We start from the raw sequence: 22207 nt of genomic DNA on the forward strand, positions 1-22207 counted from the left end.
AGCAGATATGAGAATCATCGCCGGCGCACACAAAGGCGCCAAACTGACCTCACCGTCGGGGGCGAACACCCGGCCGACGTCCGACCGCGTCAAGGAGTCACTGTTCTCCATGCTCGACGGCTACGGGGTGCTGCATGCAGCGAACGTCCTCGACCTCTTCGCCGGTTCCGGTGGGCTCGGCTTCGAGGCGATGTCTCGGGGGGCAGCACAGGTCGACTTCGTCGATTCATCCCTGGCGGCGACCCGTGCTCTGGAATCCAATGCGGACAAGCTCGGTCTCGACCATTCGGCCGAGGTCCACACTGGGGACGTGCTCCACTTCCTCGCCGGGCTGCCCGGACCGGAGAATCCGGAGTCACGTGTCTTCGACCTCGTGTTCATGGACCCGCCGTACCCGTTGGGGGAGGACGCTGTCACGCAGATCCTCAGGCGTCTGCGAACGCACCTGGACATGGAGTCCATCGTCGTGGTCGAACGTGCCGCGCGTTCGCCGGAGCCGACGATGCCCGACGGGCTCGAAGTGTTTCGGGCGAAGACCTTCGGCGAGACCGCGATCCACTTCGTCCAGCTCGCAGGCGAGGACGAAGCGAGTGCCGCAGAGGACTAGAGCACGCTGGAGAGGAACTTGCGCGTGCGTTCGTGCTGCGGATTGTTGAAGATCTGATCCGGCGGACCCTCTTCGAGCACCTGACCGCCGTCGAACATCATCACGCGGTGAGAGACGTCGCGGGCGAACTGCATTTCGTGGGTGACCAGCAGCATCGTGATGTCCGTGGTCTCGGCGATATCACGCAGCACCCCGAGCACGTCACCGACGAGTTCGGGGTCAAGAGCGGAGGTGACCTCGTCGAGGAGGAGGATCTCCGGGTTCATCGCCAGCGCCCGCGCGATCGCCACACGCTGCTGCTGACCGCCGGAGAGACGAGTCGGGTGAGCGTCGGCCTTGTCGGCCAGTCCCACCCGTTCGAGCAGCTCCTTGGCTTCCTTGGTCGCTTCTGCCTTGGACTTGCCGAGCACATGGACAGGAGCTTCGATGATGTTCTCGAGCACGGTCATGTTCGGGAACAGGTTGAATTGCTGGAAGACCATCCCGATGCGCGTGGTCATCTCACGCGTGCGCTTCTTCGGCAGTTCCACGCGTTTGCCGCCGCGGTCCTCGTGCGTCAGCGGCTGACCGTCGACGAAGATATATCCGCCGGTGAGCTCCTCGAGCGTCATCACCAGGCGCAGGATCGTCGTCTTGCCCGAACCGCTGGGCCCGATCAGGGTGACGCGTTCGCCGGGAGCCACCGTGAAGTTGAGGTCCTTGAGCACGGTGGTCGGCCCGAAGCTCTTCTCAACGTCCTTGAACTCGATCGCCGGGGTGCCCGCGCCGGGAGTGGAGGAATTGGCTGGGGTGTGGTCAGTAGGTGGCAAGGCGTCGATCCAATCTCTGAATGAGCAGTGAGGTCGGGTAGCTGGCGGCGAGGAAGATGATTCCGGCCAGGGTGAAGGCTTCCGTGTAGGCGAAGGTCGAACCGCCGAATTCCTTCGCAGCAGTGACGAGCTCGACGACGGAGATCGCGAACAGGAACGGAGTGTCCTTGAACATCGCGACCGCGTAGTTGCCCAGCGACGGAATGGTCGCCCGCAGCGCTTGCGGCAGCACGATCGCGGTGAAGGTGCGGACCGGCGGCAGCGAGAGGGCAGTCGCGGCCTCGAACTGGCCCGGCGGGACGGCATCGATGCCTGCACGGTAGCTTTCGGACATATACGTCGAATAGTGGATGCCGATGACGATGAAACCGATGACCAGAGCGGGCACATCGACGAGTCCTGGAATATCGGAGAACGCATAGTAGACGAACAGCAGCTGGACGACCAGAGGGGTGTTGCGGATGAACGCGACGATGAGTCGGACCAGCCAGTTGATCCAGCGCGGCAGACCGCGGATGGCCACGGCAAGGATGAGCCCGAGGACGACGGCGATGGCGGTGCCGACGACGGTGGCGATCAAGGTGTTGACGAAACCGCGGAGCAGAATCGGCAGGGCCTCGGCGGCGAATTCCCAGTTCCACATCAGAGGCCACCTCCCTGTCCTGGGAACGGACCTTTGGAGCGGTCAGCACCTTCACCAGCGGCAACGTGTGACTTGAGACGGTCTTGGCGCGCGGCATCGGCACGGGCTGCACGCTTGGCCTCACGACGATCGGTGCGAGAGTTCGGGCGACGACGTCCGAGGGCCTTCGTCGCTCTGCGTTCGAGGAAGTTCATGAATTCCTGGACCAGCCATGCCAGTGCGAAGTAGATGAGGAGGCTGATCGAGTAGGCGAACATCGTGTCGCCGGTCGACTGGCGCAGCTGTTCGGTCTTGTCGGTGAGGTCGGAGAGCGTGATGAAGGAGACGACCGCCGTGCCCTTGAGCAGCTGGATGAGCAGGGTCGCCAGCGATGGGATCATGAGCGCCCAGGCCTGAGGGAAGATCACGCGGATCATCCGGCGGGTGGGGGAGAGGCTCAGCGCGATTGCTGCTTCCCACTGACCGGGGGCCACGGTCTTGATCGAGGACCGGACCACCTCGGCGGAATAGGCTCCGTAGTTGAGTGCCAGAGCGGCGACTCCGCAGGCCATAGGGTCGAAATCGACGCCGAGGAGCGGGAGCACGTAGAACAGCCAGAACAGCTGCACGAGCAGAGAAGTGCCGCGAAAGAACTCGACGACGATGCGGGCCGGGATGCGCAGCCAGGCGCTCGGCGAGGTCATCGTCAGACCGAGGACGAGTGCGATGAGGACGGCGCCGATGCTGCCGGCCACCGTGAGGATGATGGTTGTCTGAACTCCCTCCCACAGCTGTGGGAGGAAGTTCAGCAACGTGGAGACATTGTCATTCATGGTGCGTGAGAGGAACCGACTCAGGAGTCAGCGGTGGGAAGTTCGCCCTTGCACAGCTGATCGGTCGTGATCGAACCGTCGGGGCGCTCTTCGGCCGTGAAGCCGTAGTCGCCGACGGCGTCGAGGTAGGACTTCTCATCGGAGACGATCTTCTCCAGGCCCTTGTTCCATTCGTCGCGCAGTTCCTTGTCATCGCTGCGGAAGACCGTGGCACCGGCACCGACCTGTGGGACGCCGTCGATCTCCTGGACGAAGGAATCGCTGACTTCGACACCGGAATCTTCGGTGTTCTTCTCCATCCAGTTGAGCGAGATGGCGGTGAGCGCGAAGACGTCGGCGCGACCGGTGGTCACGGCGTCCATGCCGTCCTGCGGGGTGCCGACCTGCTGGGTCTTGATGCCGAGGTCCTTGGCGTAGTCGGACTCGATGGCGCCGGTCATGGTGGCGAGCTTGACGCCCTTCTCCTTGACGTCGTCGAGGTTCTTCATCCCGTCGAGCTTGCCCTCCTTGGTCATCAGGGCAGTGGTGTACATGAACTCGGGATCACCGAAGGACGCCTGTTCGCAGCGGTCGGGCAGGATCGACATGCCGGCCGAGATAGCATCGAAGCGGTCGGCGTTGAGGCCGGGGATGAGCGAACCGAACTCGGTGTTGACGCCCTCGACGTCGTCGACGCCGAGCTCCTTGAACACCGCCTTGGCCAGTGCCACCGACGCTCCCTGGAGTTCGCCGCCCTCTTCGAAGCTGTATGGTGCCTCACCAGCGAAGCCGACAGTGATCTTTCCTTCGTCGACGGCCTTCTGCAGTGCGGACTCGTCGGAGTCGCTTCCGCCGCAGGCACCGAGGCTGAGCGTCAGCGCGAGGATCGATGTCGCGGCGGCCAGTCCTTTGAGTTTCATGTGCTGTTCCTTCCTTGAATGTCGACACAGCGTAGTGACGTGCGTCTCATGGACAGTATTCAATACTCATGTTGTCCGAATGTCACACTGTCTGACAACGTTATATGATCGTGACCGTGACGAATCCTCCGACTTCCGAGCTGCCGGTGCTGCGCAAAGTGGTCCGCTCTTCGACGATCGACCTCATCGTCGACCAGATCCGCAACGCCATCTATTCCGGCTCGCTCGAGCCCGGTCAGTCGATCAACGAAGTGCGCACGGCCGAGCTGCTGGAAGTCTCACGGCCGTCTCTGCGGGAGGCTCTGCAGCGCCTCATCAGCGAAGGTGTGATGACGCATGCTCCAGGACGAGGTGTGCATGTGAGACGGATGCGCACGGCCGATATCGACGACGTCTATGCCGTGCGGGAGGCGATCGAATCGCAGGCGGTCAAGCTCGTTGTCCGGGGCGGAAATTCGACGGCGCGGATCAGCCGCGCGCTGAGGGAGCTCGAGCGTGCGATCGAGGAGAATGTCGCGCGTACGATCGGCGACGCCGACCTCAACTTCCATCACTCGATCGTCGCGTGCTCCGGATCAGCGCGGCTGACCGACCTCATGAAGGTCTCGATGGTTCACACCCGCCTGCTGTCGCTGTCGGACAAGCGCGGATATGAGGTCCGGTGCGATGTCCTGGACAGTCACAGGAATCTCGCCGAGGCGGTCGCCGCCGGTGACGAACCCCGTTCCCTTGCCATCGTCGCCCGGGTCATGGCCGAGGCGGCCTCCCGCCTGCACGGAACGGTTGATGATTTCGACGGTCAAGTGGTCAAAGGCACCGACGCTGAGACACCCGCCGACGATCAGTGGCTGCGGCTGCGGGAACAGGCACACTGACGGTTGCGACCTCACGTGTCCGTGACACGGATCTGCCCGCCTCTGATCGGGGCAGACGATACGATGAGGGCATGAAGGTCGTCTGTCCCGGTTCCTATGACCCGATCACCGTGGGTCATCTCGATATCATCGCCCGCAGCTCTCGGATGTTCGAAGAGGTCGTCGTGGCAGTGGTCCACAATCCTTCGAAGTCCGGTCGCTTCGACCCGGAGATCCGTGTCGACCTCATCCGCCAGTCCCTGGCCGAGGATCAACGCACTCAGAATGCGCAGAACATCACGATCGACCTCGTCTCCGGGGGCCTCCTCGTCGACTACTGCACGAGAATCGGCGCTCCCGCCGTCGTCAAGGGCCTGCGGTCGGGCACCGACTTCGCCTACGAACTGCCGATGGCGCTGATGAACAAACACCTGTCCGAGCTCGAGACGATCTTCGTCCCCGGTGATCCGAAGTTCGAACACGTCTCCTCCTCACTCATCAAGGAAGTCCACGCGAATGGCGGGGACATCGAGGGGCTCGTCCCCGCCTCGGTGCTCGAGGCGCTGCGCAGCAGCGGCCCCGGTGCCGGCGACGTCGCGCGCTGAGGGATGAGCGCCGGAACTCCAGCCAACAAGGCCTGGTTCACGGGTCTCGTCGTCCACACGGTCATCGCCCACGCCACCTACAACGGGGTGCGGGTCCTCATCTCCTACCGCACGCTCGAACTCGGCGGGTCCGGAGTCGTCCTCGGTCTCATGACCGCCGTCTACTCCCTCGTTCCTCTGCTGACAGCGCTGCTCATCGGCCGCCTCGTCGACCGCGGGTACGCGACGGCGGTGCTGTGGGTCGGAACCGTTCTGTCGATCCTGCCCGTCGCGCTAGCAGCCATCGCCCCCAACCTCGGCGTGCTCCTCCTTGCCACGATGAGCCTGGGCTTCGGCCAGCTGCTCACCACCGTCGCCTCCCAGGCCCTCATCCCGCAGAGCTTCCCGGCCTCGCGGCTGACCGCGAAGTTCGGCCACCTCACCCTCGGGGTCTCGATCGGACAGACCATCGGCCTACCCCTGGCCGGCATGGTCGCCGACGCCACGGCCGGGGACGCCCACATCACGAACGCGCTGTGGTTCATGACCGGGCTGTCGGCTCTCACGCTCATCGCCGCCGTCATCGTCATGCTCCGCGGGCGCACCCCGCACGTCTCCCGCGCCGAGGCGGCCGAAGGCGCCATCGCCCCGTTGGCGCTGCTGTCGGTGCGGGGGATGAAGCCCGCGATCTTCGCCTCCATGGCCACGCTCGCCGCCGTCGACCTCATGACGGCGTACCTGCCGCTCATCGGTGAGCAGAACGGCCTGTCCATCACCGTCGTGACCTGGCTGCTCGCGCTGCGGACGCTCGCCTCGGTGATCTCACGGCTCTTCATCGGCTACCTCACGCGGAAGTGGAAGAACCTCTCGCTCCTGTGGATCGCCTCGGCGGTGGCAGGGCTGTGCGTCGTCCTCATTCCTGTGCTCAGCCAACCGTGGACGCTCGGCCTCCTGCTCACCATCGCGGGCTTCTGCTTCGGTCTGACTCAGCCGCTGACGATGACCTGGGTGTCGACGCTCTCGGATCCGGCGAACCGCGCTGCGGTGCTGTCGATCCGCCTGGCGGGCAACCGTCTCAGCCAGGTCGCGATTCCCTCGGCTGCCTCGGCGCTCACCGCCCTTGCCGGCTCCGGAATCGTCTTCACGATCTCCGGTGCACTGCTCGTGCTCGCCGGAGGAGTGACCTGGCGCAACCAGCACGAGAAGTGGTGAAGGGCGGGGTACGGTCGCGGTGCGCGTCGGTGACGCCGTCGTCTGGGGCGGCGGGGATCGGGGAAACGGGCGGCCGCCTCGGCGAGAGTGAGCAGGAACACCCGACGAGTATCATCGGCCCGATTGGTAATGACCGACCAAGATGATTAGAATGGTGAGTCGCGTGTGAACGCAGGAGCGACATCCTCAAACGCACCAGGAGGACAGGGCATGAAGGACAGATCTGAATTCGTCTATGATCTCAGATCCATGGGATTGCTCGGTCATCCGGGTGAGTGGGAACGGGTGAACACCACCTTGTCGGCTCCAGCGGATCTCAAGATCGAAGTGATCGGGGTTGCGGAAGGTTCACCACTGACGCTCGAGCTGATGTTCGAGAGTGTGTCGGAGGGGATCTACGTGTCGGGCACAGTCTCGGCGACGGCCCGCGGCGAAGACGCGAGGACGCTCGAACCCATCGAGCTGCCTATAGATGTGGACATCCAGGAGATGTACGTCTATGAGCAGGCCGAAGGGGACGAGGACTCCTACGTCATCGACCGGGATCAGCTCGACCTCGAGCCCGCGATCAGAGACGCCGTCGTGATGGCTCTGCCGTTCAATCCCTCGCGGGATGAGAGCGAGGAGTTCAGCTACACCTTGGGGGAGGACCTCGAGGTGGACGAGGACGAATCCGAATCGCCGTTCGCATCATTGAAGAATCTGTTGGAAGAGAAGAAAGAGAGCTAGACGTGGCTGTTCCGAAGCGTAAATTGTCGCGCAGCAACACCCGCCACCGTCGTTCGCAGTGGAAGGCCAAGGCTCCGAACCTGGTCAAGACTGTGGAGAACGGTCGCGTTGTGTACTCGCGCCCCCACCAGGCCAAGGTCGTCGAAGACGCAGCCGGCACCCCGCTGTACCTCGAGTACAAGGGCCGCAAGGTCGCTGACGTCTGAGACTGTGGACACTGACACCACAGCAGCACTGAAGAAGAGTCTCGGGATCGATATTGATCCCGAGACTTTTCGTCTCGCGCTCACGCACCGCTCTTTCGCCTTCGAGGCCGGTGGCATCCCCACCAACGAGCGCCTCGAGTTCCTCGGCGACTCCGTTCTGGGCCTCGTCGCCACCGAGTCGCTGTTCTACGACAACCCGGACCTGCCCGAAGGCCAGCTGGCCAAGATGCGTTCGGCCGTCGTCAACACGCGCGCCCTGGCATCGATCGCCCGCCGCCACGGCATCGGCGAGCACATTCTGCTGGGCAAGGGTGAGGAGCTGACCGGAGGGCGGAACAAGGACTCGATCCTCGCCGACACGGTCGAGGCCCTCATCGGCGCGACCTTCGTCTCCCGCGGACGCGAAGAGGCCTTCGCCTTCGTCCACCGCCTCATCGACGGAATGCTCGACGACGCGGTCAACCTCGGTGCCGGGATGGACTTCAAGACCACCCTGCAGGAGGCCGCTGCCGATCTCGACCTCGGGGCCGTCAGCTACGAGATCACCTCGGCGGGTCCCGACCACGCGATGGTCTTCACCGCCACCGCGATGCTCGGCGCGAACAACTGGGGTGCCGGCGACGGATCCTCGAAGAAGGCCGCCGAAGCCGCGGCCGCCGAGGTGGCCGTCAAAGCCATCCGCACCATCTACCCGGACTACCGGCGCTGAGTTTCCCCGTGGTCTCCTTGTGCGCTCACGGGCACATGCCTGATCGAATCGAGGGTCACTGATGCCTGAGCTTCCCGAGGTCGAAAGCGTTCGTCGCGGCGTCGACGAATGGACGGCCGGGACCACGATCACCGGCGCCGAGGTGCTCGACCCGCGAATTCTGGGCACGACGTCCCAGCGGCGCATCGATGCATCCGCGGTCTCCGGGTTCGTTTCCGCCGTCACCGGGGCGCACATCCTGAAGGCCGAACGGCGCGGGAAGTTCATGTGGCTGAGCCTGGTGGAGGGGGCTGATCTCTCCACTGCGGACCCGGTCACTTCACCTGTGTCGAGACCCGAGCTCGGCATCCTCGTGCATCTGGGCATGAGCGGACAGCTGCGCATCCACTCGCCCGGCGAGGATATCCACCGTCATACTCGTGCGGTTCTGCACCTCGACAGCGACCGCGAACTGCGGTTTGTCGACCAACGGATCTTCGGCCATATCGGCGTCCAACCTCTCGTCCACGGGTACGGTCGGCTCGTCCCCGCCTCGGCGGTGCACATCGCGGCCGATCCGCTCGAGCCCGCGTTCGATCCGGAGGCCGTTGTCGGTGAACTGGCGAAGAAGCGCACCGCGATCAAGGCCGCGCTGCTCGACCAAACGCTGGTCAGCGGAATCGGAAACATCTATGCCGACGAGGCACTGTTCCGGGCGGGAGTCCACCCCTTGGCGGTGCCGGCCCGGACGCGGAAGAGCCGCCTCGTCGCGGTGCTCGAATCCGCGACGAAGGTGATGAGCGATGCCCTGGCCGTGGGCGGGACGAGCTTCGATGCGCTCTACGTCAACGTCAACGGCGAATCCGGTTACTTCGAGCGTTCTCTGACGGTTTACAAAAAACACGGGACCCCATGTAAGCGCTGCGGCACCACCATCGCACGTGAAAAGATCGGCGGTCGCTCGAGTCATTTTTGCCCGCGCTGCCAGCGAAGGCGCTAGTTTGAGCGGTTGTGTCCGGCGCGACGATGAGCGGCCGCGCGGGTTTCGAGAGCGCAGTGCCCCCCGCTTCTGCGTCGTGCTGTCGTTGCTTCGGCGGCTTGACGAGCTGCGGCCGAACGAAGTCTTCTCGGACTTCAACGGTTCCGGGCGATTCCACCCGTTTTGGGCCGACGGCAATCCCGCCCTGGACGTCGACCAGGGCCTCTGACCCGTGGACGATCTGACGCCCGGGATCCGAAGGATGATGGGCGGTGACGATCGGGTCGCCGCGTGAGCCGCGCGGCAGCGGGCAACGGCGCTCCACGTCGGCACGCATGAGGCCGCGGTCGACGACGTCCTTCGACGAATGCGTGACGAGGCTGACCGGCGCACCGAGGCGTACCTCTACCGAGTGCACCTGAAGCCGTCTAATTCGCCTCCTGGATGGGGATCGGTTGCCATACGCGCCAGGGCCGGCCGTCGAGTGTGCTCACCGATCTGCATCTCAGTTTCGGCGAGCAGGCTGACGGCGTGTTGGAGTTCGGGGTGGACGGGCTCGTGCCAGACCAGCTCGACAGGGGCCAGCAGGGGTGGGGCGAGGGGACGGACTGCGATTCCGGAGACCGAGACGTGCTCTAGCATCGCCGGAGCGACCGGTGCCACCCCGTCACCTGCAGCGACCGAGCGGAGTACGGCTTCGGGGAGTTGATGAGGTCTGGTTGGGTGAGCACCTGGTCCGGATAGGGTGCGACGGCGGGGAGCAGGTGGCCGATGATGTGGTCCCAGATGCCAAGGAAGAGTTGGCGGGGGAACATCACAATCGTCTCGGCGACGAGGTCGGCGATCCAGACTTCTCCGTCGTCGGCGAGCCGGTGCCCGGCCGGCAGGGCGAGGTGTATCGGCACCTGGCGCAGGCATGGCGCCGAGGATCAGGTGTTGACCCTGAACCGTCTGATGCAGTCGGTGCAGTTCACCGGCGGCATCGGTGTGGTCGGCGTCTTTCCGCCCCAGGCCCCCGATGCCCACCAGAACTTCGACGAGCACAACGACGGCTGGACCAAGGTGTGCCGCACCCAGACCACGTTGACTGGTAAGGGCAGCGTACGACGTGCCCGCCGCGGGCAGGTCAATACCTCTCACAGAATGGACCGGATCATGGCAGGCGAATTGATTCGGGAGCGGATCGCGATCCTGGCCGCGGACGGCGTGGAGCGCGTGGAACTGGAACAGCCGCGACAGGCTCTACACGATGCTGGGGCCACGACGGAGTTGCTGTCACTGCACGAGGGCGAGACTCAGGCCCGCAACAACGACTTGGCTCCGGCCGGAACGTTTCCGGTCGAGGCTCTGGTGAAGTCAGCCTCGGTCGACGACTACGACGCCCTGTTGCTTGCGCAAACCCGGCGCGAACGTCGTGGACGAAGCGGTGGCACGCGGCGGGAATCTGATCACCAGCCGTTCACCCGACGTTCTCCCAGCCTTCTGCTCCGCGATCGTGGAACTGTTCAGCCAGGCGGGTGAGGTACCATGATCGAGGCGGCTATGTCGGCAATCGTGCGGGCCAAGCCCGCCACGGACAATGACGTCGAACTGAAGAGAGACAGTACCAGCCAATCGGTCGACGCAGTTGGATTCACCAGGCACACGACAAGGAGGTACTCATGACCATCAAGTTCGAATCCGTATCGCTCGAGGACGCTCAGCGCGTGATCGCCGCCGGTCAAAGTGAGGCGAGCAAGATCGGGTCGCCGAGCAACGTCGCGGTGGTTGACGCGGGTGGCAATCTGGTCGCCCACATCCGCATGGACAACGCGTGGGTGGGCAGCGTCGACATCTCGATCAATAAGGCCTTCACGGCACGCGCCTTCGACACCGCCACCAATGATTTGGCCGAACAAGCTCAGCCCGGCGAGCAGTTCTACGGCATCCAGGGGTCGAACCATGGTAGGGTCATGGTCTTCGCCGGTGGAATCCCGCTACGCCGCGACGGACTGGTCGTCGGGGCGGTAGGAGTCAGCGGGGGCAGCGGCGAGCAGGATCAAACGGTCGCCGAGGCAGCCGCAGCGGCGTTCTGATCATCCCGGAAAACGCGAAACCGAGCAGAGGAGAGATCGAAAATGGCAACAACACAGGTCAGCAAAGCACTTCTGGTACGCCTCGAAGCACTGCCCGGCAAAGAGGACGACGTCCGCGACTTCTTGAACCAGGGGCTGTCGATCGTCGACGGGGAACCCAAAACCGTCCGGTGGTTCGCAATCCAGTTCGGACCCGCGTCGTTCGGGATCTTCGATGCCTTTCCCGACGACGACGGTCGCCAGGCGCACCTTTCGGGCGAAGTCGCGAAAGCGCTCGGTGAGAAAACGGGTGAGCTCTTCGAGGAGCCCGTGATCGAGCAACTCGATGTCGTCGCGGAGAAGCAGCCCGCATAGAGCACGCCGCCGCGTCGCTGTGGTAGGACTATGACGCTGAGTTCCCGGGTTCGACTACGGGGCTGCAACTTGTAATCCTCTTGACCCGGGTCTTCCTCGTCCGCCCCGTTTTCCAGTCGTCGGAGGTCCGCTGCTGGGCAGTCGCTCGGGCGGTGGCTCGCGGTTGCGATCAAACGTCCACAGGAGGAGGTCGGGCCACGGATTCGGTGGCCCGACCCGGCCGCGCGGTTGCTCTACTCCAAGGCCTCCTGACTGGCCGACACCCCCGCTAGGGCGAGACTCCGCCCTGTTGTGGGGTGTCGGCCGGTCACTCGCCCCGCAGGCTGAAGAGCTGTTCGGCGCAGACCCGAGACTTCAATCCCCTGGATCAGAGTGCTGGTCGACAGCTAACCGATTGCCAAGATCATTTACGTCGTGTCTCCTTTGTCGGCGGATCCTTGTCAGGATCTCGCTGATCACGATGGCCGGTCGATAGATGACTGCGAGCTTGTCATACCTCGTCTCCGGCCCTCGCCATTGCCTGACTTAGGCAAACCAACGCTCGACGACATTGCGGTTGCGATAAGCTCCGGAATCGAACGCCGGCGGCCGTCCACTTTTGCCGACGCGTTTCGTACCAGTTGCGTTCTGGTCTTTCCTCTCCGGGATCTCCGCCCGAATTCCACGTGAACGCAGGTATTCGAGTGGCTTCTTGATCCATAAGCACGATCGTCCAAGACCACAGCTGGAGGTCTGCGAGGATGACCGGCACCGCCGAAGATCGACTCTTACCGTCACGGCACGGTGGATCTTCACCGTCAGCCCACCACGCGAGCGACAGATGCTGTGGTCGGCCGGTCGCGGTGCCGCATGCGAACACAGTATCAAGACGTCAGTGTCAGAATCTCCTCGCAAGATACACTTTGTGGCCGTCGATGAGCGCGCGTTGCGCCTCGGTGTGGTCAGGCGGGGAGAGAATGTTCGCCGGGTTCGTCGGAGATAACCACAGTGAGTCGATTTCGACGATCCGACCGTCTCGCAGGCGCGCTGCCCCAGCCAGCCGATAGCGTGAACCGGGAGCCGGTAGGAGAATGCGGTCGAGATCCCGCCAGGCGATCCGATGAGGTCTGCCGGTGAAGCCGCACCAGATGAACTCCTCTGGAGTGATCTCCAACCGGGCGCGTGAACCCATGTGGAAATTCACCCACGCGCCGATGAGCGCGATGACCGGTGTGAAGAGGAAGATGAGAAAGAATGGTTCGGCGAAGATCGCCAGGAGGATCACCGTGATGGACGCGAGAATCGCCATGACGACGAGCATCCAGCCGACGAATGTCGAGATGTTCCCCTCGCGTCTGATGACGTTGTTCATCTATCGACGTCCTTTCCCTCAGAACTACCTGACGGCGGCCCAGCAACCTCGCGCGAGGTAGCTGGGCCGCCGTCAGGTAGCAATTGGGGGTTAGTTCTTCGCTGAGGTGTCCTTGTCGTCGGCAGGGTCGTCCTCGATGTGGAGTTCCGAGGTTTCGAGGCCGAAGATCTCGCCGTCGTACTCGTCGACCGCGGTGGCCACCGAGGTCTCGAGCACGTGTGCGGCCAGCTGTTCCTGGATGATGAGAGGATCCTTCGACAGGTCCTTCCAGACAGCCACGCACAGCAGCAGCATGACGATGACGAACGGCAGGGCGGAGACGATCGTGATGTTCTTCAGTCCGTCGAGCGCCTCGGCGGGGTCAGTTCCGCCCGCCAACAGCATGACCGCAGCCACGGCACCGGTCGCGGTGCCCCAGAAGATGACGAGGCCCTTGCCCGGCTCCTGCATGCCATTGGCCGACAGCGTGCCCATAACGATCGACGCGGAATCCGCACCGGTGACGAAGAAGATCGCGATGAGGACGACCGTGACGATCATGAGGATGATCGCAATGAGGTTCGGCAGCGGCAGAGCGCCGAGGAGGTCGAACAGGATCGTGTCCATGTTGATGTCCGGTTCGCCGTCGACGACCTTCGCCAGCGTCTTGACCGTGCCCTCGCCGCGTTCGGCGCGTTCCTGGATGCCGATGGCGCCGCCGCCGAAGATCGCGAACCAGATGGTCGAGACGACGGAGGGGACGATGAGGACGCCGGTGACGAACTGACGGACGGTGCGACCTCGCGAGATGCGCGCGATGAACAGGCCGACGAAGGGCGACCATGACACCCACCATGCCCAGTAGAAGACCGTCCACGACGACAGCCACTCATTGACACCCTGACCGTGGGCAGCCGTGCGCGAAGCCAGCTGCGGCAGGTCCTGGATGAACGCACCCACCGAGGAGGGGATGACGTTGAGGATGAACAGCGTCGGTCCGCCGATGAAGACGATGAGGGCGACGATGACAGCGAGCACCATGTTGATGTTCGACAGCCACTGGATGCCCTTCTCCACGCCCGACACCGCCGAGGCGACGAATGCGGCCGTGAGGATCGCGATGATGGTGACGAGCACCGGTGAGGAGACATCGGACATGATGCCTGCGGACTCGATGCCGCCGCCGATCTGGATGGCACCCAAGCCCAGCGAGCAGGCCGAACCGAACAGAGTCGCGAGGATCGCGAGGATGTTGATGACCTTGCCGCCGATTCCGTTGACGGCGCGTTCGCCGAACAGCGGGGTGAACATCGACGAGAACAGCTGCGAGCGTCCCAGACGGAACGAGCCGTAGGCCACGCCGAGACCGACGATGGCGTACATCGCCCACGGGTAGAGCGTCCAGTGGAACAGAGTGGTTCCCATGGACGTGCCCATCGCCTCGGCGGTCGAGCCGTCGACGGTGTTCGGTGGAGGCGACATGTAGAAGAAGAGAGGCTCGCCGACCGCGGAGAACACGAGTCCGATGCCCATGCCCGTGGCGAACATCATCGCGATCCACGAGGAGGTTTTGAACTCCGGCTTCTCATCGTCCTTGCCCAGAGGGATCCGACCGAACTTGCTGACGGCGACGACGATGACGAAGATCGTGAAGATCGTGGCGGCGATGACGAAGAGCCACCCGAAGTTGTCCATCACTCCGGTCAGCAGCGTTCCCGCCACCGAACCGAGGGTCTCGGGGGACACGAAGCCCCAGACGACGAAAGCGACGGCGAGGATGCCGGCCGCGAAGAAGACCACTTTGTCCAGACCCTCACGTTTGAAAGGCCGGAGCGCGGTCGTCGGATGCTTCAGGTGCTCGATGAGCTCCTGAGTCTTTGTATGTTCACTGCTCATAGTGATCGGGCCGATCGGGGCGGGTCCTCGGTGACACGAATGAGAACGGGCTGCCGGCTCGGCGTTCCTTCCTTGAATGGACTGCATCGGACAGGTGGCCGAAGGGATCCGAGCCGAGTGTGCACCCGAACGCCTCTCGCACATGATCATGACAGCCCATGGGCGATGATGGTCGGAGTCCCCTCATCTCGGACCACCATCGGTCGCCTTTCGCTGTGCTTCACCGTCACACAGATGCGGCGAATAGTGAGGGGCCCTGCCGCGCACGACAGGGCCCCTTCCAGCTCCCCCGGCTGGGCTCGAACCAGCGACCCTTCGATTAACAGTCGAATGCTCTGCCAACTGAGCTACGGAGGAAAACGGCGCAGTCGCCTACGCACGAGGAGAAACTCTACCAAAAGATTCGGGATCTCGCCGCCGCCTGCGGATATGCTGGTGCCCAATATGCATCTCAAAAGCCTGACACTGCGGGGGTTCAAGTCCTTCGCCTCGGCGACGACCCTTCGATTCGAGCCGGGAATCACCTGCGTCGTCGGACCGAACGGCTCGGGCAAGTCCAATGTCGTCGACGCCCTGTCCTGGGTGATGGGCGAACAGGGTGCGAAGAATCTGCGCGGCGGAAAGATGGACGACGTCATCTTCGCCGGAACCTCGAAACGTCAGGCCCTGGGACGCGCCGAGGTGACTCTGACCATCGACAACACCGACGGAGCCATCCCCGTCGACTACACCGAGGTGACCATCTCGCGGACCCTGTTCCGCACCGGCGGATCCGAGTACGCCGTCAACGGGGCACCGGCGAGGCTGCTCGACATCCAAGAGCTGCTCAACGACTCCGGCCTGGGCAAGGAGATGCACGTCATCGTCGGTCAGGGCCGCCTCGACGCGATCCTCCATGCCGACCCGCTGGAGAGGCGCAGCTTCATCGAAGAGGCCGCCGGGGTGCTCAAGCACCGACGCCGCAAGGACAAAGCGGTCCGCAAACTCACCGGACTGCAGACGAACCTCGACCGGCTGACGGATCTGCGCACCGAACTCAACCGGCAGCTGGGGCCCTTGGGGCGGCAGGCCGAAGCCGCCGCGAAGGCAGCGACCGTGCAGGCGACGCTGCGTGACGCCACCGCCAGACTGCTCGCCGACGATGCCGTGCGGATGCAGTCCTCCTTGGCCTCGACGAGCGAGGGCGAAGATCACAGCGACCGCATCGCCGAACTCGACCACCGCCGCACCCGCGCCGAGGCGCGCCTGTCGGAGATCGAAGCTCGGCTGTCCGAACTCGACAGCGAACTCGACGTCCAACGCACCGCCGAATCGCGGACACAGACGCAGGTCGTTCGTGCTCAGGGCTTAAGCCAACGTGCCGCGGACAAGCGCTCCCACCTGCTCTCGGAGGTCACGAGCCTGGGGCAGAGGGAAGCGAAGTCACCCGAAGAGCTGCGCGCCCAGGCCGAACGCAACCGCTCCGAACTCACCGACGCCGAGGCGGCCGTGACCGAGAAGACGAACGCACTCGAGGCCAGCCAGCAGCGGAAGGAAGAGCTCACCCGAGCCTTGCGCACCGCCGAAGACGAGGTCAAGGCCGCACAGATCGCCATCACCGAAGCAGTGAAGAACCGCTCGGCGCTGCAGTCCAGGCAGACGCAGGCGGCCGAGCGGATCACCGACCTCAAGACCCGGATCGAAGCCAACCGTGCGGAGATCGACACCGTCACCGCCCGCATCGCCGAGCGTGAGAGCGAACTCGAATCGGCCGAGACCGGTGTCGAGGACGTCGAAGCCGGTGAGACCGAACTCGACTCCGCCTACGAGGCGGCGCAGGAGAGCCTCGAGAAGCTGGAAACCGAACGCACTCAGCTGCAGGAGCAGCGGGCGCAGGTCGTCTCCGAACTGTCATCGGCGAAAGCCCGCGCGGAAGCTCTGGCGTTGGGCACGGCTCTGGAAGCCGATCTCGAAGACATCGTCAATGCGGACCTGCCGGGAGTGCGCACGGCCGTAACGGAACGCCTGAGCGTCGACCACGGGTTCGAAATGGCTGCGGCCGCGGCCCTGTCGACGACGGTCTCCGGCGTCATCGTCGACGACAGCGCAGCGGCGCTGGCAGTGCTCGACCACCTCGGCGAGGACACGAATGTGTCGCTGACGATCCCCGCCGGGGTCGAACCAGCAGCCGGGAAAGGCGGTGGGAGTGCCCTTGACTCTCTGCCGGAACTGCCGGGGCTGGGGGACCTGCGATGGCTCTCCGACGTCGTCGACAGCGACGTCCCCGAACTGCGCGCTCTGCTGGCCCGGGCCCTGCACGGTGTCGTCTGCGTCCCCGATGCGCGCACCGGAATCGAACTCACCGCGGCCCGGCCCGAACTCACCGCCGTCACCGTCCACGGTGAGGTGCTCACCGCGACCCGCATCAGCCGGGCCCGCACCGCCTCGGGCACACGGCTGGCCTCACAGACCGCGCTCGAGGACACCCATTCCCTCATCGCCGATCTCGACGGCCGGGCGGAAAAGCTCGACGCCTCCTTGAGGGAACTCGAACCGCGCCTGACCGCGGCACGTGAGGAATCAGCCGCAGCCCTCGACGCTCTCCACTCCTCGGATGCGAAGATCATGGCCGCGGCCGAAGAGGTCTCGCGCATCACCGGCGAGATCGGTGTGGCTCGCACTCGCCTGCAGCGCGCGCAGGAGAACGCGACCGAACTCGAATCCCGCCTCGCCGCCGCCGAACGTGACTCTCAGTCGGCCGCGGCAGCACTGGCCGGAGCCGCCGAGGTCAACGAAGTCGTCGATACCGCCGCTCGGGACGAACTCAGCACACAGGTCGCCCAATCCTCGGAAGACCTCGTCGAAGCCCGCATCAGCCACCGGTCGGCTGCCGACCGGGCGCGGTTCTTAGGCGACCGGGTCGACTCCCTCCTGCGGGCGGCGAAGGCCGAAGAAGCGGCGCGGGAGCAGACACAGCGCACGATCGCGAAGAAGAAGCGCGCGGCCGCCTCGGTGCAGCTCATCGCCGAAACCGCAGCCGAAGCCGCGGAGCTGGCCACCTCCACGGTGGCCGAGCTCGGTGAGGCGATCCAGGTCCTCGTCGACGAACGCGGCGGTCTGCGCGAAGAGAAAGGCCGCCTCGGCGAGGAATTGGGATCGACGCGAACCCAGCTGCAGAAGCTCAAGGACGCCGCCGCCGAAGCCGAACTCGCGAAAGAGCGTTTCCGGCTGAGGCTCGAGGAGATCGCGCATCGATCGGAGGAGGAGACGGGGCTGGGAATCGACCGTCTCATCGACGAATTCGGCCCGCACCTGCCCGTTCCGTCGTTCGAGGAGGACGCCCAGGACCGCGCGTATGTGCGCGCCGAAGTGGAGAAGCGGCAGAAGCAGGCGGCGTCCCAGCTCAAGCGCATCGGCACGGTCAATCCGCTCGCGCTCGAGGAGTATGAGGCGCTGAAGGAACGGCATCAGTTCCTCGAGAAGCAGATCGCGGACATCGAATCCTCCCGCAAGGACCTCATGCAGCTCGTCGAGGAGGTCGACCGACACGTCGAACGCGTCTTCGCCGAAGCCTATGCGGATACGGCGCGGGAGTTCGAAGACATCTTCGCCCGCCTCTTCCCCGGCGGTGAGGGCGCACTGAGCCTGACCGATCCGAACGATATGCTCACCACCGGCGTTGACGTTCACGCCCGCCCGGCCGGAAAGAAGGTCAAACGTCTGTCTCTGCTCTCCGGAGGGGAGCGGTCGCTGGTGGCCGTAGCTATGCTCGTCGCGATCTTCAAGGCCCGGCCGAGCCCGTTCTACGTCATGGACGAGGTCGAAGCGGCCCTCGACGATCTCAACCTCTCGCGGCTGCTCACAGTGTTCAAGGAGCTGCAGGATTCCTCGCAGCTCATCGTCATCACCCACCAGAAGCGGACGATGGAGATCGCCGACGCCCTCTACGGAGTGACGATGCACGGCGACGGGGTGTCGAAAGTCATATCGCAGCGGATTCCGTGATCGGCAGTCCGCTCTTCGGCCGGCGCGCCCGAGGTGGCAGGCCCGCCGCTGGGGCACAAGGCCGTTTGACGGTGATGCCCAGGACAGTCCCAGGGAATTTTGCAACCGCCGCACGGCGGGCGAGCACAATAGTCGTGGCCGGGGACTATAGACTTGGGCCGAGACACAGGAATTCGAAGAACGTGAGGAGCGCGACGTCCATGGCCGAGGCTGCTGTACTGCGAGGTGGCTCGAGGGCATGAATTCGGTACTTGTCGTCATCGTCGGACTCGCGATCTCCTTCGCCCTGGCACTCGTCGTCGTCCTTCTCGTGGCTCTGCCCGGCCTGCGCGCCGAAGGACGCCTGCGATACTCCTCCGACGTGCAGCGATTCCGTCTGCCGCCCGAGTGGACCGGCTACGACGACGAAGTCCACGAATTCTTCGGCCATGATGACGGCACCTCCCACTTAGCGACCAGGGAACAGGCGGCGGTGACCGCGATCCGCGATCACTCCTATGTGCTCCGGCCGCAGCCCCGACGCCATGCCGCGCCCTCGCTCATCACGGTCCGCCCGCGCACCCGCCACTGGAAGATCCCCGAGTCCGGAACAGGGTGGAAGACCACCGCCGGGCTGCTCTTCGGCAGCCGCGGATCCTGACCTGAGACCCATGCGGCCTTGAGCGGTCGAGGCCCGCGACAATGGAGACCGCGCCGACTGATTCCGGCGCGCTCACCGACACACTGACACCACCGGAAGAGTCCGGGAACTCGAGTGCCGGCGGCCCGAACGGCGGCACTCAAAGGAGGACGGAAGAACCATGGATCAGCCGATCATCTTGCTCATCGTCGCGGCGATCGTGTTCGCTCTCGTCGTCGGCGTGGGCATCTCGCTGCGCGTCAATGCGCGCAAGAAGGGCCTCGATGACAGGCGCGGCATCGATGCGGAGGTCACCGGTGAGCTGAGCATCGATGACGTCGCCGAGGCGGTCGAGAAGGACAAGGCCGAAGCGCGCGGTTCCGAGGTTCCCACCGAACCGGCCAGCCGCCTCGTCCGCCTGCGTGAGCGCCTGGCGAAGTCGAACAGCGGGCTCGGGCGCGGATTGCTCAACCTCCTCTCCCGTGACAATCTCGACGAGTCCGCCTGGGAGGAGATCGAGGATACGCTCATCCTCGCCGACGTCGGCGTCGAACCGACGACCGAGCTCGTCGACCGCCTGCGCGAACGCGTCAAGGTGCTCGGCACCCGGGATCCCGAAGAGGTCCGCGGGCTGCTGCGCGAAGAGCTCATCAAACTCGTCGATCCGACGATGGACCGCTCGCTCGCCGATACCGGCAAGGACGGTGACCCCTCCGTCATCCTCGTCGTCGGGGTCAACGGTGCCGGGAAGACGACGACGGTGGGCAAGATCGCCCGTGTGCTCGTCGCCGAGGACAAGTCAGTTCTGCTCGGCGCCGCGGACACCTTCCGCGCCGCCGCGGCCGAACAGCTGTCCACATGGGGTGAACGCGTCGGCGTCGAAACCGTGCGCAAGGAAGAAGGCGCCGATCCCGCCTCGGTGGCCTACTCGGCCGTCGAGAAGGGACAGGCCGACGGTTCCGACGTCGTCCTCATCGACACCGCCGGACGTCTGCAGAACAAACGCGGACTCATGGACGAACTCGGCAAGGTCAAACGAGTGGCCACCCGACCGCTGGGGGAGGGCCACGAGATCGACGAGGTGCTCCTCGTCCTCGACGCGACCACCGGTCAGAACGGCATGCAGCAGGCGAAGGTCTTCGCCGAGGCGGTCGACATCACCGGAATCGTGCTCACCAAGCTCGACGGCACCGCGAAGGGCGGAATCGTCGTCGCCGTCCAGCGTGAACTCGGGGTGCCGGTCAAACTCATCGGCCTCGGCGAAGGCGCGGACGACCTGGCCCCATTCACCGCCGAAGGGTTCGTCGACGCCCTGCTCGACTGAGGGCTGATTGAACGCTCAGCAGTCCCGACGGCAGTGTCGCGCAACTGACCCCGCGCATTCTTCGAGCCTGGTCTCACCCGCATATTCGCAGGGTGAGACCAGGCTCGTCACATTCCGGAAACATTGACGACTCACCACTGTGACATGCGTCATGCAGACTATGTCTGCCCGGTTCGATTCGGAACCGGCCGAGACACGAAAGAGACGACATGGAACTCGATGCAGTGAATGTATGGATGATGGTCGCCGCGGGGTTGGTGCTGCTCATGACCCCCGGGGTGGCGTTCTTCTACGGAGGAATGACGCGGATCACCTCGGCGATCAATATGATGATGATGGTCTTCTCCGCGATGGCCGTCGGTGGACTCGTCTGGGTCCTCTTCGGCTACGGACTGAGCTCCGGTGACTCGATCGCCGGAATCGTCGGCAACCCGCTGTCCGAACTCGGACTCACCGGCTCGGTCGCGAACGACCCGGCCTCGCTGATCTCCATCGGCTACGGTTCGACGTTCGCGATGATCGCGATCGCCCTCATCGCCGGCGCGGTCGCCGACCGGGCGAAGTTCTCCACCTGGCTGGTCTTCTCCGCCGCGTGGGTGACCCTCGTCTACTGCCCCCTGGCGTTCATGGTCTGGGGAGACGGACTGCTCAGCGAATCCGGTGCGATCGGCAGTCTGTTCGGGCCGGCCATCGACTTCGCCGGAGGCACGGTCGTCCACATCAATGCCGGCATCTCCGCCCTCGTGCTCGTCGTCGTCATGGGGCGTCGCGCCCGCTTCTCGACCCCGCACAAGCCGCACAACATCCCGATCACCGTGCTTGGTGCGGCCCTGCTGTGGTTCGGCTGGTTCGGCTTCAACGGCGGTGCCGCCACCACCATCGAACAGGGCGGACTCATCTGGATCAACACGCTGGCAGCACCTGCCGCCGGCATGATCACCTGGATCATGATCGAACGCCTGCGGGCCTCGCGACCGAGCAGCATCGGCAGCGTCTCGGGAGCGATCGCCGGCCTCGTCGCGATCACCCCGGCGTGTGCGAACGTCGATCCCTATGCGGCCATCCTCATCGGAATCGCGGCAGGCGCCGGTGCGATCTTCGCCGTCGAAGCGAAGAACCGTCTGCGCTATGACGATGCGCTCGATGTCGTGGCCGTCCACCTCGTCGCCGGAATCATCGGCACCGTGATGATCGGGTTCTTCGCCTTCCCGAACGAAGACGGACCGGCCGGCCTCTTCTACGGAGGCGGACTCGAACTCCTCGTTGCACAGGTGCTCGCCTGTCTCGTGGCCATCGTCTTCGCCGGTCTCGTCACGCTCGCGATCTCCCTGGTCCTGCGCTCGACGATGGGGCTGCGGATCGACCCGCGGGAGGAACTCGAGGGAATCGACACCTTCGAACACGCCGAGCAGGCCTACTCGTTCCGGTGACCCCAACAGACGCCCGTTCACGCGGCCGGTGGGTCTCGCCGGCCGCGTGAACGGGGGAGAGTGCGACGTCGTGCTCATTGATCGCCTCGGCAGGGTGGAAGCAGACCACCCCGCCGAGGCGATCGGCCGTTCCGAGTGCAGGTGAAGCATTTGTGCCGCCTCGTCGTTCGGCA

Annotated in this window: 22 protein-coding genes and 1 tRNA gene; 15 read left to right on the forward strand and 8 right to left on the reverse strand. The window is 64.7% G+C overall.

Annotated features, from left to right (window positions below):
* Positions 1–7 precede the first annotated feature (7 nt).
* Positions 8–607 (forward strand): 16S rRNA (guanine(966)-N(2))-methyltransferase RsmD, encoded by a 600-nt coding sequence (gene rsmD / locus HK353_RS10605; RefSeq protein ID WP_173155946.1) that lies wholly within the window; start codon positions 8–10, stop codon positions 605–607.
* Here the strand turns inward: rsmD and ehuA are convergent.
* The 4 genes from ehuA to HK353_RS10625 are packed head-to-tail and all read right to left on the reverse strand — an operon-like array spanning position 604 to position 3770.
* Entirely contained in the window at positions 604–1416 is an 813-nt protein-coding gene (gene ehuA / locus HK353_RS10610) for an ectoine/hydroxyectoine ABC transporter ATP-binding protein EhuA (protein ID WP_217278398.1), read from the reverse strand. The genes rsmD and ehuA overlap by 4 nt on opposite strands.
* Complete coding sequence (gene ehuD, locus HK353_RS10615) at positions 1403–2059, reverse strand: ectoine/hydroxyectoine ABC transporter permease subunit EhuD (protein WP_173155948.1); 657 nt, start codon at positions 2057–2059, stop codon at positions 1403–1405. The genes ehuA and ehuD overlap by 14 nt, the downstream gene beginning before the upstream one ends.
* Complete coding sequence (gene ehuC, locus HK353_RS10620; RefSeq protein WP_173155951.1) at positions 2059–2871, reverse strand: ectoine/hydroxyectoine ABC transporter permease subunit EhuC; 813 nt, start codon at positions 2869–2871, stop codon at positions 2059–2061. The genes ehuD and ehuC overlap by 1 nt, the downstream gene beginning before the upstream one ends.
* Positions 2872–2891: 20 nt before the next feature.
* Complete coding sequence (locus HK353_RS10625) at positions 2892–3770, reverse strand: transporter substrate-binding domain-containing protein (RefSeq protein ID WP_173155953.1); 879 nt, start codon at positions 3768–3770, stop codon at positions 2892–2894.
* A 116-nt stretch (positions 3771–3886) separates the two neighbouring features.
* Between HK353_RS10625 and HK353_RS10630 the strand changes: the two genes are divergently transcribed.
* The 7 genes from HK353_RS10630 (at position 3887) to mutM (ending at position 9043) form a co-directional block, all read left to right on the forward strand.
* Positions 3887–4645: an FCD domain-containing protein gene (locus tag HK353_RS10630; protein WP_173155955.1), complete on the forward strand. Its 759-nt coding sequence runs from the start codon at positions 3887–3889 to the stop codon at positions 4643–4645.
* Positions 4646–4716: 71 nt separating this feature from the next.
* Positions 4717–5229, forward strand: a complete 513-nt coding sequence (gene coaD / locus HK353_RS10635) for a pantetheine-phosphate adenylyltransferase (RefSeq protein WP_173155957.1) — start codon at positions 4717–4719, stop codon at positions 5227–5229.
* Positions 5230–5232: 3 nt separating this feature from the next.
* Positions 5233–6420 (forward strand): MFS transporter, encoded by a 1188-nt coding sequence (locus HK353_RS10640; RefSeq protein ID WP_173155959.1) that lies wholly within the window; start codon positions 5233–5235, stop codon positions 6418–6420.
* A gap of 165 nt (positions 6421–6585) precedes the next feature.
* Positions 6586–7149, forward strand: coding sequence for a YceD family protein (locus tag HK353_RS10645; protein ID WP_248278923.1), 564 nt, complete (start codon positions 6586–6588; stop codon positions 7147–7149).
* Between the two features lie 2 nt (positions 7150–7151).
* The gene (gene rpmF / locus HK353_RS10650) at positions 7152–7355 is read left to right on the forward strand and encodes a 50S ribosomal protein L32 (RefSeq protein ID WP_025777330.1); all 204 of its coding nucleotides are present in this window, start codon (positions 7152–7154) and stop codon (positions 7353–7355) included.
* 4 nt (positions 7356–7359) lie between these two features.
* Positions 7360–8064, forward strand: coding sequence for a ribonuclease III (gene rnc, locus HK353_RS10655; RefSeq protein ID WP_025777329.1), 705 nt, complete (start codon positions 7360–7362; stop codon positions 8062–8064).
* A 61-nt stretch (positions 8065–8125) separates the two neighbouring features.
* Entirely contained in the window at positions 8126–9043 is a 918-nt protein-coding gene (gene mutM, locus HK353_RS10660; protein WP_173155961.1) for a bifunctional DNA-formamidopyrimidine glycosylase/DNA-(apurinic or apyrimidinic site) lyase, read from the forward strand.
* 614 nt (positions 9044–9657) lie between these two features.
* On the opposite strand, the gene HK353_RS10665 is transcribed toward mutM, so the two are convergent.
* Complete coding sequence (locus tag HK353_RS10665; RefSeq protein ID WP_173155963.1) at positions 9658–9927, reverse strand: type 2 periplasmic-binding domain-containing protein; 270 nt, start codon at positions 9925–9927, stop codon at positions 9658–9660.
* A 521-nt stretch (positions 9928–10448) separates the two neighbouring features.
* Here HK353_RS10665 and HK353_RS17485 point away from each other — a divergent pair.
* The 3 genes from HK353_RS17485 to HK353_RS10680 all read left to right on the forward strand — a co-directional run bounded on the left by HK353_RS17485 (position 10449) and on the right by HK353_RS10680 (position 11451).
* The gene (locus HK353_RS17485) at positions 10449–10553 is read left to right on the forward strand and encodes a hypothetical protein (RefSeq protein ID WP_342589895.1); all 105 of its coding nucleotides are present in this window, start codon (positions 10449–10451) and stop codon (positions 10551–10553) included.
* A gap of 130 nt (positions 10554–10683) precedes the next feature.
* Entirely contained in the window at positions 10684–11097 is a 414-nt protein-coding gene (locus HK353_RS10675) for a GlcG/HbpS family heme-binding protein (RefSeq protein ID WP_173155965.1), read from the forward strand.
* A 42-nt stretch (positions 11098–11139) separates the two neighbouring features.
* Positions 11140–11451 (forward strand): putative quinol monooxygenase, encoded by a 312-nt coding sequence (locus HK353_RS10680; protein WP_173155967.1) that lies wholly within the window; start codon positions 11140–11142, stop codon positions 11449–11451.
* Between the two features lie 877 nt (positions 11452–12328).
* Here the strand turns inward: HK353_RS10680 and HK353_RS10685 are convergent.
* The 3 genes from HK353_RS10685 to HK353_RS10695 all read right to left on the reverse strand — a co-directional run bounded on the left by HK353_RS10685 (position 12329) and on the right by HK353_RS10695 (position 15034).
* On the reverse strand, positions 12329–12802 hold the full coding sequence (locus HK353_RS10685; RefSeq protein ID WP_173155969.1) for a hypothetical protein: 474 nt from the start codon (positions 12800–12802) through the stop codon (positions 12329–12331).
* 90 nt (positions 12803–12892) lie between these two features.
* Positions 12893–14677 (reverse strand): BCCT family transporter, encoded by a 1785-nt coding sequence (locus HK353_RS10690; RefSeq protein ID WP_173155971.1) that lies wholly within the window; start codon positions 14675–14677, stop codon positions 12893–12895.
* A gap of 284 nt (positions 14678–14961) precedes the next feature.
* A tRNA-Asn gene (locus tag HK353_RS10695) sits at positions 14962–15034 on the reverse strand.
* Between the two features lie 87 nt (positions 15035–15121).
* Here HK353_RS10695 and smc point away from each other — a divergent pair.
* The 4 genes from smc to HK353_RS10715 all read left to right on the forward strand — a co-directional run bounded on the left by smc (position 15122) and on the right by HK353_RS10715 (position 22034).
* Positions 15122–18661: a chromosome segregation protein SMC gene (gene smc, locus HK353_RS10700; protein ID WP_173155973.1), complete on the forward strand. Its 3540-nt coding sequence runs from the start codon at positions 15122–15124 to the stop codon at positions 18659–18661.
* A 238-nt stretch (positions 18662–18899) separates the two neighbouring features.
* Positions 18900–19301, forward strand: a complete 402-nt coding sequence (locus HK353_RS10705) for a hypothetical protein (protein ID WP_025777325.1) — start codon at positions 18900–18902, stop codon at positions 19299–19301.
* Between the two features lie 160 nt (positions 19302–19461).
* Positions 19462–20604 carry a signal recognition particle-docking protein FtsY gene (gene ftsY / locus HK353_RS10710; protein ID WP_101544616.1) on the forward strand — a complete coding sequence of 381 codons (1143 nt, stop codon included), beginning with the start codon at positions 19462–19464 and terminating at the stop codon, positions 20602–20604.
* A 209-nt stretch (positions 20605–20813) separates the two neighbouring features.
* Positions 20814–22034, forward strand: a complete 1221-nt coding sequence (locus HK353_RS10715) for an ammonium transporter (protein ID WP_025777323.1) — start codon at positions 20814–20816, stop codon at positions 22032–22034.
* Positions 22035–22207: the final 173 nt, after the last annotated feature.

It is taken from the genome of Brevibacterium permense, assembly GCF_013280495.1.
In the GTDB taxonomy this organism is placed as follows: domain Bacteria; phylum Actinomycetota; class Actinomycetes; order Actinomycetales; family Brevibacteriaceae; genus Brevibacterium; species Brevibacterium permense.